This window comes from Stenotrophomonas sp. 59 (assembly GCF_030291095.1).
Taxonomy (GTDB): domain Bacteria; phylum Pseudomonadota; class Gammaproteobacteria; order Xanthomonadales; family Xanthomonadaceae; genus Stenotrophomonas; species Stenotrophomonas maltophilia_Q.
Window position 1 is genome coordinate 2991123 of sequence record NZ_CP127408.1, and the last position, 16687, is coordinate 3007809.

Here is a 16687-nt window from a genome sequence, read left to right on the forward strand (position 1 = left end):
GGTTACTTGCCCTGGCCTGTGGTGCGGTTGGCATTGTTCTTCTGTTCCTGCGCGGCAGCCGCGCGTGATTCGGCGATACCTACCGCGCGTGCTGCCGCGGCCTTTTCGTCTTTCTGCAGTTCCAGCGGCTGGAACGACCCCTCCGGCGCCAGCCAGCCACCGCTGAATCCGGCCCGCTCCAGCCCCTTGCGGATGTACGGGTTCTTCTTCATCACTTCCCAGACGAAGTCGTTGCGGTAGTTGGCGATCATGGTCAGGATCGGCCCCTGGTCGATGGCGATGTAATCGCTGGCGACCCAGCCGCGATCAGGCACCACGCGGCCGGTCTTGATCGGGATGTCGTAGTTGAAGCTGGGGTTGAACGAATCCAGGAAGCCGTAGCTGGAATAGATGTAATCGCCGTAGCGCTTGTGCATCTCCAGCGTGGCCGGGATCACCTGTTCCGGTGCGAACACCACCGACGCGATCGCGGCAGTCGGCGCGATGGTGCCGTCATCGAAGTTCTCGCGCAGGCCGGCGCCGCGCGAAGAGTAATGGCGGAACTGGCGCTGCTCGCCACGATACTCCTGCGTGGTGTTCTGCGGGCCATCGCTGGCGGTCAGGCCCCACACGTTCTCGCCGTAATCCTTCCACTGCATCGGATTGGCGATGGCGTACTCGCGCTGGGCCAGCGCGGCCGAGCGGCTGTTGAGGAAGTAGGTGCTGCCGCGCTCGCGCATGTACGCGTCCTGGATGTCGCGGAAGTCGATCCAGACGTGGCTGTACTGGTGGCCGAACAGCGGGCCGAAGGACAGGTATTCCTGGCCCTGGTAGACACCCCAGTCGTTGTCATAGGTACGCGTCCAGACCGTCCACGCGTCCGGGCTGACCGGGTGCGTCGGCGAACCCAGGGCGAGGATGTAGACCATCATCGCCTCGTTGTAGCCCATCCAGTCATGGTCGATGAAGCCACTCTCGGGGAACCAGCCCATCGAGATCAGCGGCGCACGCTGCTGCAGCCAGGGCCAGTCGACCTTCTTGTACAGGGTGTCGGCGATCTGGCGGATCTCCTTCTCGCGCGGATCGTCGCCGTCGTAGTACGACTGCGCGAACAGCACGCCCATCATCAGCAGCGCGGTGTCCACCGAAGACAGTTCAACCCAGCTGTCGTAGCGACGGCCCTCCTGCATGTCCAGGAAGTGGTAGTAGAAGCCCTTGTAGCCGGCTTTGCCGGTGCGCTGCGGGCCCATCGGCACGTCGCGGAAAAACTTCAGCGTGGTCAGGGTGCGGTCGATCGCCTGGTTGCGGCTGACCCAGCCGTTCTCGATGCCGATCGGATAGGCAGTCAGCGCGAAACCGACCGAGGCGATGCTGGCGAACGGCCGCGACGGGTAGCGGTCCGGGGTCAGCCCGTTGATCTCGTTGGTGGTGTCCCAGAAGAACTGGAAGGTGCGGCGCTCGATGTCATCGAACAGCGGCGGCAGCTCAGGTTTCATCGGCCGCGGCGGCGCGTCGGCCTCGATCAGGATCACCGGCGGGCGCGGCTTGGCAGGCTCCTGCTGGGCCGGCTGGCAGGCGGCCACGGCCAGGCTCAACGCTGCGGCGGACAACAGATGGCGTGCCTGCATGGCGCGGTTCCTCCGGTGGTCTGATCGATGGGAAAGCATAACGTCCAATGATCTGAAATCGTTTACAAGGTGCGTTCTTAAAAAACCACGGAAATCGTGGCCTGACACCGCGATCATTGCCCACGCCGCTGCCCCCTGCCCGGCAGTGGCGTGGGCAATGGACCGGCACGAAGCCGGCCATTGCCATGTATCCCTTCAGCCGATGCCGCCGGCGGACCGGCGGCATCGGGTCGTGCATCTACACCCGGACTTAGAAGCGGAAGCCCACTTCGGCCTTGATCTGACGCGGCGTACCGATGATTTCGCCGGTCTCGTTGTAGCTGGCCTGCAGCTTGCCGTTGGTCTTGACGTAGTTGTAGGTGGAGAAGTTGTCGAAGTTGAACACGTTGATGATGTCGATACGTGCGTACAGCTCGGTATCGCCCGGCATCTTGAACGTCTTCGTCGCCTGCAGGTCGACCGAACGGTAGCCGAAGATCTTGCCACCCACCAGGAACTTGCCGGTGGCGTTGGGCACGGCCGCCTGCGGCGTCGGCAGGGTGTAACCGCTGGCCTGCATCACCGGGTACCAGTCGTTGACGGCGGTCGGGGTTGCCAGGGTGATCTTGCCGCCGAAGGTGATGCCCCAGAAGCCCGCATACGAACCGGTCACCACCAGGCGGTGGCGCGGCGCGCCGTTGGAACGGATGGTCGGGTAGTCACCGATCAGGCCGCGGTCAAAGGCGTACTTCTCGTTGATGTCGCGGTTGTGGCGCGCGGTCGTCCAGGTGTAGGCGATCGAGGTGCCCCAGCCGCTTTCCTTGGTGAACGGCTTCTGCGCCGACAGCAGCACCTGGGTCGCACGGGTCTTGATGCCCTGCTGGCCGATGATCAGGCTGCCGAAGCCCGGCACGTTGCAGCTCCAGGCCTGGCTCAGGCCCGGGTCGGTGCCGCCGCACAGGCGCGGGTCATCGAAGAACTGGCCGGTCGGGTAACGGTTGCCCAGGGTGAAGGCGAAGCCGTCGTAGCTCAGGGTGCGAGCAATGGTGGCATCGGTCAGCCACTCGCCGATCCGGTTGCTCATGCCCAGGCTGAACTGGTCCGAGTACGGCGCCTTCAGCTTGTTGTTCAGCAGGTCCACTTCCAGGCCGGCATTGCTGGTCGCGCCGACCAGCGACTGCAGGTTGCCGATGCCGTTGAGCAGGTTCGGGTTCCAGTCATAGCAGGCGGCCTGGCCGTTGATGCAGGTGTTGGTGGCCGGGTTGCGGAAGTAGATGGTCGGCTGCGGCAGGGCCAGCTTGGTGGTTTCCAGCTGCAGGTTGTCGAACAGGTCGCGGTCGTAGGAACGGCCGGCACCACCGTGGATCACGTGCTGCTCGTCGGCGTTGATGTCATACGAGAAGCCCAGGCGCGGCTGCCAGGCATCCTTGAACGCCTTGCGGTTGTGACCGTTGCTGATGTAGTCGCTGATGTCCAGGCCACCCAGTGCCAGCGAATCGGCGTAGGTCTGGCCGGCAGGCGCACGCGGATCCTGCGAATAGATGGCGTCGACCACCTGCTGCGGGGTGACGAAGTTCAGGTAGGTCGGGGTCTTTTCGTAGTCCCAGCGCAGGCCGATGTTCAACTGCAGGTGGTCGTTGACCTGCCAGTCGTCCTGGATGAACACGCCGTACTGCTTGGACTTCGAACGCACTTCGCCGGACACGCCCGACACGCCGGTCACCGGCTTGACGAACTGCGCCTTGTACGGAATCGAATCCGGGAAGTCCGGATCGCCCAGGGAATAGGTGAAGGTCGGGTTGATCTGCGCCGCATCGGAAGCGTACAGGTCGATCTGCTTGTACTTCACGCCCATCTTGATGGTGTGGTCGCCGGCCCACTGGATGCCATCCAGGGTCAGGTTGTCTTCGATCGACCAGCCCTTCTGGCCCTTCACCTGCGAATCCAGTGCCGATGCACCGCCGATCTTCACCACGGTGCGGTCTTCGGGACCGTCCGGTGCGGTGTAGGTGATGCCGTTGGCCAGGGTCAGCGGGGTCGGGTTGTTGAACGAATCCTCGTGGGTGAGCATCAGTTCGTTGTAGTAACGCTCACCGCTGTGGTTCCAGCGCAGGGCGTAGCGACGGTCGGTATTGACCACTTCGCGCCCGGCCTGCGGCGAGGTCTGGCCACTGAACTGCGACTGGGTTTCGTCGCGGTCCTGGAAGGTCAGCTCGATGCGGTCATTGTCGGTCGGCTCGAAGTCGATCTTGGCGAAGATCAGATCCTGCTGGAACGGCTGGCTGGCCGGGCCAAGGCCGGCGGCGCCGGCGGCCGGCAGCAGGCCGGCAGCAGCGGTGACCGCACCATCCGGCGCAATGGTCACCGGCAGGTCGAAGCGCTTGGCTTCGTAGGTCACGAAGAAGTGGGCCTTGTCCTGGATGATCGGGCCACCCAGCGCGAAGCCGTATTCCTTCTCGGCCGAATCTTCCTTGCCCTTGTTCGGCTGGCGTTCGGCCGGGGTCATCGCGCGCATGCTGTCGTTGGTGTAACGATAGAAGGCTTCACCCTTGAACTCGTTGGTACCCGACTTGGTCGCAGCGGTGACGGCAGCACTGGACACCTGGCCGTACTCGGCCTTGTAGTTGCCGCTGATGACCTTGTACTCGCCAATGGCCAGCTGCGGGAACGGGTTGCCGGCACTGCCGGACTGGCCGGCCACGCCGCCACCCTTCACGTAGCTCTTCTGGCCCACGCCGTCGATGTACACATTGGTGCCATCGGCATTGGTGGCACCGCCGCGCAGCGAGGTGTTGCCCTTGGCGTCACGGGTGAAGATCAGGCCCGGCACCGCGTCGGCGAACTCCAGGAAGTTACGCGAGACCTGCGGCGTGGTCTGGATCTGCTGCAGGCTGACGGTCTTGCCGACTTCCGACGTGCGCACTTCCTGCAACAGGGTCGGCGCGACGACGTTGACGGTGTCCAGGTTGGTCGCCGCGGTCGAACCCGGCGTGCTGCTGGCGGCACCGGCAAAGTTCAGGGTGGCGGTCGAGGCCACGGTGACGGTGACCTTCTGGGTCTGGCCGTTGGCGACCACGTCGTAGGTGCCCGGGTCCAGGCCCATCAGCGAGTAGCTGCCATCGGCGCGCACGGTACCGCGACGGACGGTACCAGTAGCCACGTTGGTGGCGGTGACTTCAGTGCCCGCCTGGGCGCCGGCAACCTGGCCGCGCAGGCTGGCGTTGGCCGACTGCGCCATGACGTTCGGAGCAGCGGCCAGCATCAGGCAGCTGACCAGTGCGGTGCTCAGCAGCCGGCGCGCCGGCGTGCGGAAGGTGGTATGCATCATCAACTCAATCTCCGGGTGGCGGTGACCGCTCGCGCGGTCCCTGCGATCAATCAAAAAAGAAGGAACGCCTCTGGCTTCAACGGCCCGATGGCGGAGTGGTGGAATCGCGAACTATCAAGCGGGGAACCAGGGTCTGCTTGTCCCCTGTCCCATCCGTGGAGGTGCCGTCCATCAACTGCATCAGGCGCGTCATGGCCCGATCACCGAGCTCGGCGATGCTGACCTGCATGGTGGTCAGCGACGGGTGGACGAAACGCGCCAGTGGAATGTCATCGAAACCCGCCAGGGCGACATCGGACGGCACATGGACCCCTGCCTGCGTGAAGGCGTACAGGCAACCCAGGGCCATCATGTCGTTGGCGGCGAACACGGCATCGGGCAGCGCTCCGGCTGCCAGCAACTCCTGACCGGCGCGATGGCCGGAAGCTTCGTCGAAATCACCGGGCAGCTCGATGCCTTCGGCGTCACTGCCGAAAGCCGCCAGCGCGTCACGGAAGCCGCGCAGGCGCTCGCGCGCGTCGAAGTTGAGGTCCGGGCCAGAAATGAAAGCGATACGGCGGTGACCGGCGTCGAGCAGATGGCGGGTCATCGCCATCGCACCGGCATGGTCATCGATGCTCAGCACCGGGTGGTCCTGCCCGGGCAGATAGGTGTTGATCAACACCGTCGGCAACGACTGCGGCAGGTTGTCGGTCAGGAAGCCGGGGCTCTCCGCATAGGGCGAAAGCACCAGCAGGCCGTCGACGCGGCCGCGCATGGCACGCAGGGCCGCGCCCTGCTGTTCCTGGTCACCGTGGTAGCTGGACACCAGCAGGTGCTGGCGGCGGTTGCGGGCGACGTTGTCGATGCCGCGCATCAGCTCGGAGAAGAATTCGCCGTACAGGTCAGGCAGCACCACGCCCACCGTATTGGTGCGGCGGCTGCTCAGGCTGCGGGCGGCGGCGTGCGGGGTGTAACGCAGCCGCGCGGCCACCTCCAGCACAAGCTGGCGGACCGGTTCGGCGACATTTTCATGCCCGTTGAGCGCGCGGGAAACCGTGGCCACGGAGACCCGGGCTTCGCGTGCGACGTCTTTGATTGTGATAGCTGCCTTGTTCACGAAGCCGCCCTCCACGGCTTGGACCTACCAGCATTGGCGCGGAATGTAAGCGTTTCCATCTGGGCTTGTAAACAGTCCGTTAGGCGAATGTCCTGAAATGGACATGGAAATCTGTCTGTGGCAGGCCCGCAGAGAGACCCGCCGGGACAGCGTGGGACAAGGGCTCAGCCCTGTTCTGACGGGGTCAATGCGCGAATGGACAGCGCGTGGATGTCGGTCTCCATCATCGCCCCCAGCGCGGCATAGACAGCGCGATGCCGGGCCAGCGGACCCAGTCCCGCGAAGCGTTCGCTGACGATATGCAGGTTGAAGTGACCGCGGCCATCGCGTGCACCGGCGTGGCCGGCATGCCGATGGCTGTCGTCTTCGATTTCCAGCACGCTGGGGGCCAGCGCCTGTTGCAGTGCGTCACGCATCCGCTCGATCCGCTCCGCGTTCACGGCAGGACCTTGCGGAACGGACGCACCTGCACATGGGTGTAGACGCCCGCGGCTACGTAAGGGTCGGCATCGGCCCAGGCCTGGGCCTGCACGAGCGACTCGAACTGCGCGATCACCACCGAACCACTGAAACCTGCCGGGCCCGGGTCCTCGCTGTCCACTGCCGGGCACGGCCCGGCCAGCAGCAGGCGGCCTTCGTCGCGCAGCGCGTGCAGGCGCGCCAGGTGTTCCGGCCGCGCCTGCAGCCGCTGCGCCAGCACATCCTGGCCGTCATAGCCTTCAATCACATACCACACGGCATTTCCTCGCTTGCGTTGTCGGGTGCGCAGATTCTAGCCAATGCGGCCCCCGCCCCGGCCCGGCTGGACACTGGCGCGACAAAGGCTTACCCTAGGCTCCATTGCACGTGGCTGGATGCAGCAGCCCGTCGGTTTTTGCGGCCAACGCAGCCCCCGACGACCGTCCCGCTGCTTCAAACCGGACCACCCGGCCGGGCCACGTAGACGACCTCCCCGTAGTTCCGTCGCTGCCGTTTCCTGCGGCGCGTCCTGCTGTTTTACCTGTGTGGAATCGCGCCGATCCCGGCGTGTCTGGTGCCCTGGGGCTCCGTGGCGTTGGCCCGGCGAACCCGGTGCCGCGACTGGTCCGTTGCAATCCTGATGTCCATTAGATGACTTCCGAACTCGCGCTCGACGCGAACCCGCCAACCCGGCCGCCCGCCCCCCAGCAGCAAGAAATGCCGCTGGCCGTGGTGCATGGGCAACCGGTCCTGCAGATCCCGCAGGACCTGTACATTCCGCCGGACGCGCTGGAAGTCATCCTGGATGCCTTCGAAGGCCCGCTGGACCTGCTGCTGTACCTGATCCGCCGCCAGAACCTGGACGTACTGGACATTCCCGTGGCCGAGATCACCCGGCAGTACGTGGAATACATCACCGTGATGCGCGAGCTGCGCTTCGAGCTGGCCGCCGAGTACCTGGTGATGGCCGCGATCCTGGCCGAGGTGAAGTCGCGCATGCTGCTGCCGCGCCCGGTCAGCGAGGAAGGCGATGAGGCCGACCCGCGCGCCGAGCTGGTGCGCCGGCTGCAGGAGTACGAACGTTTCAAGCAGGCCGCCGAGGACATCGATGCCCTGCCCCGCCAGGACCGCGACACCAGCCTGGCCCATGCCTTCATGCCCGAACGCGCTGCGGTGAAGCTGCCGCCGCCGGTGGACCTGAAGGAGATGCTGCTGGCCCTGCACGACGTGCTCAAGCGCGCCGAGCTGTTCAGCGGCCACGCCATCAAGCGCGAGGCGCTGAGTGTCCGCCAGCGCATGGGCGAGGTGCTGGGCCGTCTGGAAGACGGCAAGTTCTATCGTTTTGAAGGGCTGTTCACTGCTGAAGAAGGCAAGCTGGGCGTGCTGGTCACGTTCCTGGCGGTGCTGGAACTGGCCAAGGAACAGTTGCTGGACATCGTCCAGGAAGAACCGCTGGCGCCGATCTACGTGAAGTCGCTGGCGGCCGGCAATACCAATGCCCCGCTGCAGTTCAGCAGCGAGTTCGACGACAACGACGCCGCCAACGAGAACGAGTGAGCGCTGACTGCCGATGGACCAAACGCTGATCAACCGCATTGTCGAGGGTGCCCTGCTGGCCTCCAGCCAGCCGCTCACCCTGGCCCAGCTGAAAGACCTGTTCCCGGAAGAGGAGCCGGCACCGCCGGGCAGCATCGAACGTGCGCTTGAGCGCCTGCGCGAAGCCTGCGAAGGCCGTGGCGTGGAACTGGTCGAGGTCGCCTCCGGCTTCCGCTACCAGGTGACCGGCGAAGTGCATGGCTGGATCAGCCGGCTGTGGACCGAACGCAAGACCCGCTATACCCGTGCCACCCTGGAAACCCTGGCGCTGATTGCCTACCGGCAGCCGATCACCCGTGGCGAGATCGAGCAGGTGCGCGGCGTGGCGGTCAGCAGCAACATCATCCAGGCACTGGAAGAGCGCGAGTGGATCCGCGTGGTCGGCCACCGCGACGTACCCGGCAAGCCTGCCCTGTTCGGCACCACCAAGGGCTTCCTGGACTACTTCGGCCTGAAGCGCCTGGACGAGCTGCCGCCGCTGTCGGAACTGAAGGACCTGGGCGAGCTGGAACCGCAGCTGGCCCTGGACCGCGATGCACCGGCCGCCGCCAGTGCAGATGGTCCGGACATTTCGGCTGGCGCCGATGGCGCTGCCGCGAACGATGACACCGGCCTGGCCGGCAGCGACACCCCCGATTCCGCCGATGCAGCGTCTGCGTCGGCTTCCGATGAGCAAGCACCTTCGCCCCTCGATGATGGGCACCCCGATTCCGCGCCGGGCGAGCGCGCGGTGACCCTGAACGAACGCGAAGACAACGCCGTCGCGATGACGACCGTGGCTGTTGACCAAGCCGATTCCGAACCAGAGGCCGACCTCGAAACCGTCGGCCGGAGCAAAACTGATGAGTGACACCCCCCGTAACAAGCTCTCGCTCAAGCGTGAAGCCACCTCCGAACAGTTCAAGCTGGAAGAGCGCCTGCACAAGGTGCTGGCCCAGGCCGGCCTGGGTTCGCGCCGCGCGCTGGAACAGCGCATCGCCGAAGGCCTGGTCAAGGTCAACGGTGAAGTCGCGCAGACCGGCATGTCGGTCAAGAGCGGCGACAAGATCGAGCTGGATGGCCGCGGCTTCGTCGCCACCGCCCTGGCCGAACCGTCGCGCGTGCTGGTCTACAACAAGCCGGAAGGCGAAGTGACCACCCGCGAAGACCCCGAAGGCCGCCCGACCGTGTTCGAATCGCTGCCGCCGCTGAAGGGCGCGCGCTGGATCGCGATCGGCCGCCTGGACATCAACACCACCGGCCTGCTGCTGGCCACCACCGACGGTGAACTGGCCAACGCCATGATGCACCCGTCGTTCGAGGTCGAGCGCGAGTACGTGGTGCGCGTGCGTGCCCCGGAAGGCGAGGAGAAGGTCTCCGACGCCATCGTCGACCGCCTCGCCCGCGGCGTGGCACTGGAAGACGGCCCGGCCAAGTTCGACGAGATCGAACGCATCGGCGGCACCGACTCGCACGACTGGTTCCGCGTCGTGGTGAAGGAAGGCCGCAACCGCGAAGTGCGCCGCCTGTGGGAATCGCAGGGCTGCCAGGTCAGCCGCCTGAAGCGCACCCGCTACGGCAAGGTGAGCCTGCCGCGCGAACTGGCCCGTGGCCATTCGGTGGAACTGGGCACCACCCAGGTGGAAGCCCTGCGTGCGCAGCTGAAGCTGGAAGAAGGCGCGCCGTCGGCACTGACCCTGCAGCCGGTGATCGGCCAGCGTCGCGCCGCCAAGACCACCGTGCGCGTGCGCGAAGGTGGCCGTGGCAATGCCTACGTCAACGGCCATAACACGGCCGACGAAGGCCGCGAGCTGCGTCGTTTCGACAACGTGCGCGAAGACCGCGGCCGTGGCCGCGGCGGCAAGGGCGGCGGTTTCAAGGGTGGCCTGACGGTCAGCGGTGAAGCAGCAGCCAAGCAGTCGCAGAAGCCGTTCAAGCAGCGCACCCAGAAGAACGACCGTTCGCTGCCGGAAGGCAACCCGGCCGCATTCCGCACCTGGTACGTGCCGGATGGCGTGAGCACCGGCCCGAGCGGCCATCGCAATGCGGGCCCGGGCGCACGTGGCCCGGGTGCCCGTGGTCCGGGCGCAGGCGGCCAGGGCCGTCCGTACGGCAAGCCGAAGGGTCCGGGCGCTGGCGCCGGTGGCGGCCAGGGCCGTGGCGGTTTTGGTGGTGAAGGCCGTGGCGGCGCAGGCGGCCAGGGTCGTCCGGCCGGTGGCGGCAACCGCTCGCAGGGCCAGGGCAACAAGCATCCGTACGGCCATCCGGGCAATGCCCCGAGCTTCCCGTCCGACCACGCCACCCCGGGCTTCAACCCGTATGGCAGCCCGAAGCCGGCACACGGCGCCCGTCCGGGCGGTCGCGGTCCGGGCGGTGGCAACCGTGGCCCGGGCGGCAATCGCGGACCCGGCGGTCCGGGTGGCAACCGTGGCCCGGGTGGCCCCGGCGGCAACCGCGGTCCGGGCGGCCCGCGCCGCAGCGGCCCGCGCGGCGGCTGATCGCTGGCCACACTGAAATGAAAAACCCCGGCTCCGGCCGGGGTTTTTCGTTGGAAAAGGGGACGGAGGGGATTAAGTCGTTTTTGCCTCAAAGGGGGCGAAAGCGACTTAATCCCCTCCGTCCCCTTTTGCATGGCGCTGGAAGGCGGCGGGCGTGGTGCCGGTCATGCTGCGGAAAAAGGCGATGAACGGGCTCTCGGCGGAAAAGCCGGTGTCCTGCGCCACATGCGCGACGCGATGGCCCAACAACAGCAACTCCATGGCCCGCATCAGGCGCCATTGTTGGCGCCAGGCCTGGTAGCCCATGCCGGTATCACGCTGCATCAACCGGCCGACCGTGCGCACGCTCAGGCCCGCGCGCGCGGCCAGCTCACCCAGTTCGGGCGGCAACTGCTCGGCCAGCGGCAGGCAGCGCGCAATCCGCGGGTCGCGTGGCAGCGGCAGGTCCATCGGCGCCACCGGGGCGGCGGCGATCTCCAGCATGCACAACGCCAGTTGGTGGTGCGCGCGCGGTGCCCGCCAGTCATGGTCGAACGGCGCCTGCGCGATCGGCTCCAGCAATGCCTGCAGCAGGGGACCCACGCCAATGATCGCCGGCTGCCGGGGCAGCTGGGCCGACAGGGTGGCGTCGAAGTACAACGAACGGTAGTCGACCGCCTGGCGCATCTGCGCGCGATGGCGCAGCCCGCCCGGAATCCACGCCGCGCGGGCGGGCGGCAGCAGGCTGATGCGATCACCGAAGGTCAGCCGCGTACAGCCCTGCCGGGTGTACAGCAATTGCGCGCGTGCATGCTGGTGCCAACCCGAGTCGTGATCCGCCAGTGAGGCCGCGATCCCCAGCACCGGAGCGCTCCAGGCATCGGCGTCGAAGTACGCGTCCGGCTGCAGCCAGGCCATGTCTGATTTCATACATTCAATGACAGGATAGATAGAGTGCGCCATTGCAGGCATCACCACAATGCGCGGCCCTGTTCCTGGAGCGCCCGCATGTCGCGTCGCCTGTTGTTGCTCACCATCGCGCTGCTGATGTTCCCCCAGCTTGCGCAGACCCTGTACAGCCCTGCCCTGGCCGACCTCGCCGGGCGCTTCGCACTGCCCCCCGCCGCCGCCAGCCAGGCCATGAGCCTGTACCTGTTCGGTTTCGCCGCCGGTGTCCTGCTATGGGGGCGGCTGGCCGACCATATCGGCCGTCGTCCCGCCCTGCTCTGCGGTCTGGCTGTGTTCGCACTGGCGGCCTGCGGCGGCCTGCTGGCCAGCACGTTCGGCCACGTCCTGCTGGCCCAGGCACTGGCCGCGCTGGGTGCGGCGGCGGCCTCGGTGGTAACCCAGACCGTACTGCGCGACCACCTGAAGGGGCCCGCATTGGCGCAGGCGTTCTCATGGATCGGCATGGCGTTGGCCTTGAGCCCGGCGATCGGGCTGGCACTGGGCGTGCTGCTGGTGGACCGCCATGGCTATGCCGGCGTGCAGGCCGGCCTGCTGCTGATCGTCATCCTGCTGATGCTCGGATGCGCATCCGGCCTGCAGGAGAGCCGCCCTGCCGAAGTCGTGCACACACCCCTGCTGCCACTGTTGCGGCAGCTGCTGCGTGATCGCTGGATCTGGTCACAGGCGCTGCTGGTGATGGCGTTCAACGTGGCCATGTACAGCTGGTACGCGCTGGGCCCGTTCGTATTCGAACGCCTGCACTGGCCGCTGGCCTGGTTCGGTGCCAGCGGCGCGGTGCTGGCACTGGGCTCGGCGCTGGGCGCATGGGGCAATGGTCGCCTGCTGCGCGCAGGCATTACCTCGGCCACGCGCATCCGGCTCGCCGCAGGGCTGGTGCTGGCCGGTGGGCTGTTGGCTGCATTGCTGCGCAATCAACCGGCACTGGTCGCGGCGATGGTACCGGTGGTGGCCGGGTTCGGCCTGGCCATCCCCAATGTGCTGGGCCAGGCCCTGCGCGGATATCCGCACTGCCTGGGCAGCGCGGGCGCCCTGTTCGGCCTGCTCTACTACCTGCTGATCGGCGCAGCGATGGCCGTGGTCGGTGCACTGCAACTGCTGGCACCGACCCTCATCCTGTGCGGCCTGCTGGCCCTGTGGCTGCAGCGGCCGGCACGGCTCAGCGCCGGCTGATGGTGAAGGCGGAGCCGTCCACGCCCAGGTCCCAGCCCTTGCCGGTGCCGGACAGGGCCAGCGAGATGTCGCCCTTGGTCATCACCTGCGCATTGCTGGACTTCACGGCGCCCGCATGCGCGCCCACCGAGGCGTAGGTGCCCAGCAACTCGTTGACGCTCACGGCGCCAGTGAAGCTGCCACGGCCATTGGTGATCTTCGACTTGCCCACGGTCAGGCCGCCGCCCTTCACTTCGATGCGCACCGGCAGACGGGTGCCGTTGCTGCAGCTCACGGTGCCATTCCCGGAGGCGGTCTTGTAGATCAGTGACCAACCGGACAGGTTGTAACGCAGCTCGCAATCGAGGTTGCCGGCAGCGTGTGCGGCCGGCGCCAACGATGCGGCGGACAGGGCCAGCAGCAGGGCGAAGGACTTGTTCATGGCAGGACTTCCAGTTCGGTCGGACTGCCGGCGAATCTAGCAGCGCGCGCGTGCACGTTGGATGCAGGCGCGCGCGCTGGTGCGGCAGTGTTCAGTCCGTCGCTCAGGCCTGCTCGTCCAGGTGGAAGGCATCGGCATCGAGCATCGCCGGGAAACGCGCGCGGTGCGCGGCCAGCGCCTCGGCCGAGATGGTGGTGGTGACCACCTGTTCGCGCTCGCGGATCTCCACCTGCGGCTGGCCAAGGAAATCCAGCACTGCGCTGTCGCCGGCGTAGTGCAGCTGGTTGCCATCGACGCCGATGCGGTTCACCGCTGCTACGAAGCACAGGTTCTCGATCGCCCGCGCACGCAGCAGGGTCTTCCACGCATAAGCGCGCGCCGACGGCCAGTTGGCGACGAAGATCTGCAGGTCGAAGTCCAATTGCCCGGGACGCTCGACGTTGTAGCGGTTGCGGCAGAACACCGGGAAACGCAGGTCGTAGCAGACCTGCGGATTGATCCGCCAGCCCTTCCATTCCACGCTCAGGCGCTCACGGCCAGCGGCATAACGCTCGTGCTCGCCGCCGTAGCGGAACAGGTGGCGCTTGTCGTAGTACTGCAGCCCGCCATCAGGTGTGGCGAACAGCAGGCGGTTGTAGACGCCCTCGCCGTCGCGCAGCTGCACGCTGCCGATCACCGCCGCGTCCAGCACCTTCGCCTGTTCGCGCACCCAGGCCACGGTCGGGCCGTCCATGCCTTCGGCCTGGGCGATGGCGTCGTTGGAGAAGCCACTGGTGAATGTCTCCGGCAGGATCACCAGATCGGTGGTGCCGGCCAGCGGTGCCATCAGCGCGCCGTAGTAGGCGCGGTTGCCCGCCGGGTCATGCCAACGGGTGTCGCCCTGGACGAGGGAAATGCGCAGGTCCTGCATGGTCACTGCTCCGCTCACAGCAGGCGCAGGCGTTCGATCGCCGCGTCCATGGTCGCTTCGTTCTTGGCGAAGCACAGGCGCACCAGGCGCTGGCCGGCCGGCGGATTCTCGTAGAACGGCGACAGCGGGATGGCAGTCACGCCCTTCTCGATGGTCAGCCACTTCACGAACTCGTGGTCCGGCAGGTCACTGATGGCCGAGTAGTCGACCAGCTGAAAATAGCCGCCCGGCACCGGCAGCGCCTTCAGGCGGGTGCTGGCCAGCTGCTCGCGGAAACGGTCGCGCTTGGCCTGGTAGAACGCGCCCAGCTCCAGATGGTGTTCGGGCTCGTCGCGGATCATCGCGGCGAAACCGTACTGCGCCGGGCCGAAGCTGGTGAAGGTGTTGTACTGGTGCACCTTGCGGAACTCGGCGGTCAGCGCCGGCGGCGCGATTGCATAGCCGATCTTCCAGCCGGTGCAGTGGTAGGTCTTGCCGAAGCTGGAAATGACGAACGCGCGCTCGCGCAGTTCCGGGTAGCGCAGCGCCGATTCATGGCGACGGCCGTCATAGATGATGTGCTCGTACACCTCATCGGAGATCAGGTAGATCTGCGTGCCGCGCAGCAGTTCGCCCAGCGCCTGCATGTCCTGCGCCGACAGCATCGCGCCGGACGGATTGTGCGGGGTGTTGACGATCAGCATGCGGGTACGCGGGGTGATCGCTGCACGCACGCGGTCCCAGTCGACCGCGAACGTCTGCGGATCGAGCGACACATGCACGGCCTTGGCGCCAGCCAGGTCGATCGCCGGCTCGTAGCAGTCGTAGGCCGGGTCGAGCACGATCACTTCCTCGCCCGCACGCACCACGGCGTGGATGGCGTTGAAGATGGCCTCGGTACCGCCGCTGGTGACAGTGATCTCGCTGTCCGCATCGACCTGCGCGCCATAGCAGTCCAGCGCCTTCTGCGCGATGGCCTGGCGCAGCGGCGCCACGCCGGTCATCGGCGGGTACTGGTTGAACCCGGCGGCCATCGCCCTGGCGGTCTCATCGATCAGGCGCTGCGGCGCGGAAAAGTCCGGGAAACCCTGGCCCAGGTTGACCGCGCCGTGTTCGGCGGCGAGCTGGGACATCACGGTGAAGATCGTGGTACCGACCTTGGGCAGCTTGGTGTTGGGTTGCATCGGCCTGGGGAGTATGGGGAGACGGACCCCTGAGTTTACGCAATCCCTGCTTCGGTAGTGCCGGCCGCTGGCCGGCAACCCCAACGGGCAGATGGCGAAATTGCCGGCCAGCGGCCGGCACTACCACCAGCATTCACCGCTACAATTGCCGCCGCACTCCGGCATGAAGACCCCTGGCCCTTGAACACCCCTGCATTGCTGGCCGCCAGCGGCCTGAGCTTCACCCGCAATGACGAGCCGGTGTTCGGCCCGCTGGACTTCCATGTGGACGCCGGCGAAGCCCTGCTGGTGCAGGGCGGCAATGGCGCCGGCAAGACCACGCTGCTGCGCGTGCTGGCCGGCCTGGCCCGGCCCGGCGCCGGCCAGGTGCGGATCGACGGCAAGCCGGCCAGCAATGCCGAGCGTGCACGCTACGTGGCCTACCTCAGCCACCTGCCGGCCTTGAAGCCGGACCTGGATACGCTGGAGAACCTGCATTTCCTGTGTGGCCTGCACGGCCGCCGTGCGCGGCAGATGCCGGGCAACGCGCTGGCCATCGTCGGCCTGGCCGGCTACGAGGACACTCTGGTACGCCACCTGTCGGCCGGGCAGAAGCGCCGGCTGGCACTGGCGCGCATCTGGCTGTCGCCGGCGCCGCTGTGGCTGCTCGACGAACCCTATGCCAACCTCGACCTGGAGGGCATCACCCTGGTCAACCGGATGATCTCGGCGCACCTGCGCGCCGGTGGCGCGGCACTGGTCACCACCCACGGCGCCTATGCCGCACCGCCGGTGCGTACCCGCCAGCTCGACCTCGGCGGTGCCGCATGATCGCGCCGGGCACCGAACCGGGCCTGTGGCAGACCGCGGGTGCGCTGCTCAAGCGCGACCTGCGCCTGCTCTGGCGCCGTCGCGGCGATGCGCTGCAGCCGCTGCTGTTCGCGGTGCTGGTGGTGGTGCTGTTCGCGCTGGCCCAGGGCCGCGAACCGAAACTGCTGAGCGCCACCGCTGGCGCGGTGCTGTGGCTGGCGGTGCTGCTGGCCGGGCAGCTGTCGCTGGATTCGCTGTTCCGTTCCGATGCCGAGGATGGTTCGCTGGAGCAATGGCTGCTGGCGCCGGTGCCGCTGGCGTGGCTGGTGCTGGTGCGCGTGCTGCTGCACTGGGCCACCACCGCCCTGCCGCTGATCATCGTCAGCCCGTTGCTGGCGGAAATGCTGCATCTGCCGCATGACCAGCTGCCGATGTTGCTGGCATCGTTGCTGCTGGGAACACCGTTGCTGAGCCTGATCGGTGGCGTGGTCGCAGCACTGACCGTAGGCATCCGACGCTCTGGTATTCTCGTGGCGTTGCTGTCGTTGCCGCTGTACGTGCCGGTGCTGGTGTTCGGCGCAGGCAGTCTGGCGGCAGCCGGACGCGGACAGGATCCGGTCGGTGCGCTGCTGATGCTGGGCGCCGGCCTGCTGGTCGCACTGGTGCTGGCACCACTGGCCACTGCTGCTGCAATACGCATTTCTCTGAGTTGACCGAGCTGAGAGCCAATCCACCCCTGCT

The 16687-nt window shown here is 66.9% G+C and carries 15 protein-coding genes; 6 read left to right on the top strand and 9 right to left on the bottom strand.

Features of this window, described 5'->3' with window-relative positions; all coding sequences use genetic code 11:
• Positions 1-2: 2 nt before the first annotated feature.
• The 5 genes from QP552_RS13915 to QP552_RS13935 all read right to left on the bottom strand — a co-directional run bounded on the left by QP552_RS13915 (position 3) and on the right by QP552_RS13935 (position 6749).
• Complete coding sequence (locus QP552_RS13915) at positions 3-1607, bottom strand: glucoamylase family protein (RefSeq protein WP_049430595.1); 1605 nt, start codon at positions 1605-1607, stop codon at positions 3-5.
• Positions 1608-1857: 250 nt separating this feature from the next.
• A complete protein-coding gene (locus tag QP552_RS13920; protein ID WP_111112318.1) occupies positions 1858-4914 on the bottom strand; it encodes a TonB-dependent receptor in 3057 nt (1018 codons plus the stop codon).
• Between the two features lie 76 nt (positions 4915-4990).
• Positions 4991-6028 (bottom strand): LacI family DNA-binding transcriptional regulator, encoded by a 1038-nt coding sequence (locus tag QP552_RS13925; RefSeq protein WP_012480808.1) that lies wholly within the window; start codon positions 6026-6028, stop codon positions 4991-4993.
• Positions 6029-6177: 149 nt separating this feature from the next.
• Complete coding sequence (locus QP552_RS13930) at positions 6178-6429, bottom strand: BolA family protein (RefSeq protein WP_049430589.1); 252 nt, start codon at positions 6427-6429, stop codon at positions 6178-6180.
• 20 nt (positions 6430-6449) lie between these two features.
• The gene (locus tag QP552_RS13935) at positions 6450-6749 is read right to left on the bottom strand and encodes a YciI family protein (protein WP_005410329.1); all 300 of its coding nucleotides are present in this window, start codon (positions 6747-6749) and stop codon (positions 6450-6452) included.
• A gap of 374 nt (positions 6750-7123) precedes the next feature.
• On the opposite strand from QP552_RS13935, the gene QP552_RS13940 reads away from it, so the two are divergent.
• Genes QP552_RS13940 through QP552_RS13950 form a run of 3 tightly spaced genes read left to right on the top strand, consistent with a single transcriptional unit; the run spans position 7124 to position 10545 of the window.
• Complete coding sequence (locus QP552_RS13940; protein WP_106550038.1) at positions 7124-8029, top strand: ScpA family protein; 906 nt, start codon at positions 7124-7126, stop codon at positions 8027-8029.
• A gap of 13 nt (positions 8030-8042) precedes the next feature.
• Complete coding sequence (gene scpB / locus QP552_RS13945; protein ID WP_286073892.1) at positions 8043-8918, top strand: SMC-Scp complex subunit ScpB; 876 nt, start codon at positions 8043-8045, stop codon at positions 8916-8918.
• Positions 8911-10545: a pseudouridine synthase gene (locus QP552_RS13950; protein ID WP_286073893.1), complete on the top strand. Its 1635-nt coding sequence runs from the start codon at positions 8911-8913 to the stop codon at positions 10543-10545. Before scpB ends, QP552_RS13950 begins: the two co-directional genes overlap by 8 nt.
• A gap of 108 nt (positions 10546-10653) precedes the next feature.
• Here the strand turns inward: QP552_RS13950 and QP552_RS13955 are convergent, their stop codons facing one another.
• On the bottom strand, positions 10654-11442 hold the full coding sequence (locus QP552_RS13955; protein ID WP_111112322.1) for a helix-turn-helix transcriptional regulator: 789 nt from the start codon (positions 11440-11442) through the stop codon (positions 10654-10656).
• Positions 11443-11532: 90 nt separating this feature from the next.
• On the opposite strand from QP552_RS13955, the gene QP552_RS13960 reads away from it, so the two are divergent.
• A complete protein-coding gene (locus tag QP552_RS13960; protein ID WP_286073894.1) occupies positions 11533-12663 on the top strand; it encodes an MFS transporter in 1131 nt (376 codons plus the stop codon).
• Here QP552_RS13960 and QP552_RS13965 read toward each other — a convergent pair.
• The 3 genes from QP552_RS13965 to QP552_RS13975 form a co-directional block, all read right to left on the bottom strand.
• Entirely contained in the window at positions 12650-13084 is a 435-nt protein-coding gene (locus tag QP552_RS13965) for a hypothetical protein (RefSeq protein ID WP_286073895.1), read from the bottom strand. The genes QP552_RS13960 and QP552_RS13965 overlap by 14 nt on opposite strands.
• Positions 13085-13187: 103 nt before the next feature.
• Positions 13188-13994 carry an amidohydrolase gene (locus QP552_RS13970; RefSeq protein WP_286073896.1) on the bottom strand — a complete coding sequence of 269 codons (807 nt, stop codon included), beginning with the start codon at positions 13992-13994 and terminating at the stop codon, positions 13188-13190.
• A 14-nt stretch (positions 13995-14008) separates the two neighbouring features.
• The gene (locus QP552_RS13975) at positions 14009-15157 is read right to left on the bottom strand and encodes a pyridoxal phosphate-dependent aminotransferase (RefSeq protein WP_286073897.1); all 1149 of its coding nucleotides are present in this window, start codon (positions 15155-15157) and stop codon (positions 14009-14011) included.
• Positions 15158-15337: 180 nt separating this feature from the next.
• Here QP552_RS13975 and ccmA point away from each other — a divergent pair, with 180 nt between their 5' ends.
• Both ccmA and ccmB read left to right on the top strand, forming a co-directional pair.
• Positions 15338-15967, top strand: coding sequence for a heme ABC exporter ATP-binding protein CcmA (ccmA, locus tag QP552_RS13980; protein WP_286073898.1), 630 nt, complete (start codon positions 15338-15340; stop codon positions 15965-15967).
• The gene (gene ccmB / locus QP552_RS13985; RefSeq protein ID WP_049430573.1) at positions 15964-16659 is read left to right on the top strand and encodes a heme exporter protein CcmB; all 696 of its coding nucleotides are present in this window, start codon (positions 15964-15966) and stop codon (positions 16657-16659) included. Before ccmA ends, ccmB begins: the two co-directional genes overlap by 4 nt.
• Positions 16660-16687 lie beyond the last annotated feature (28 nt).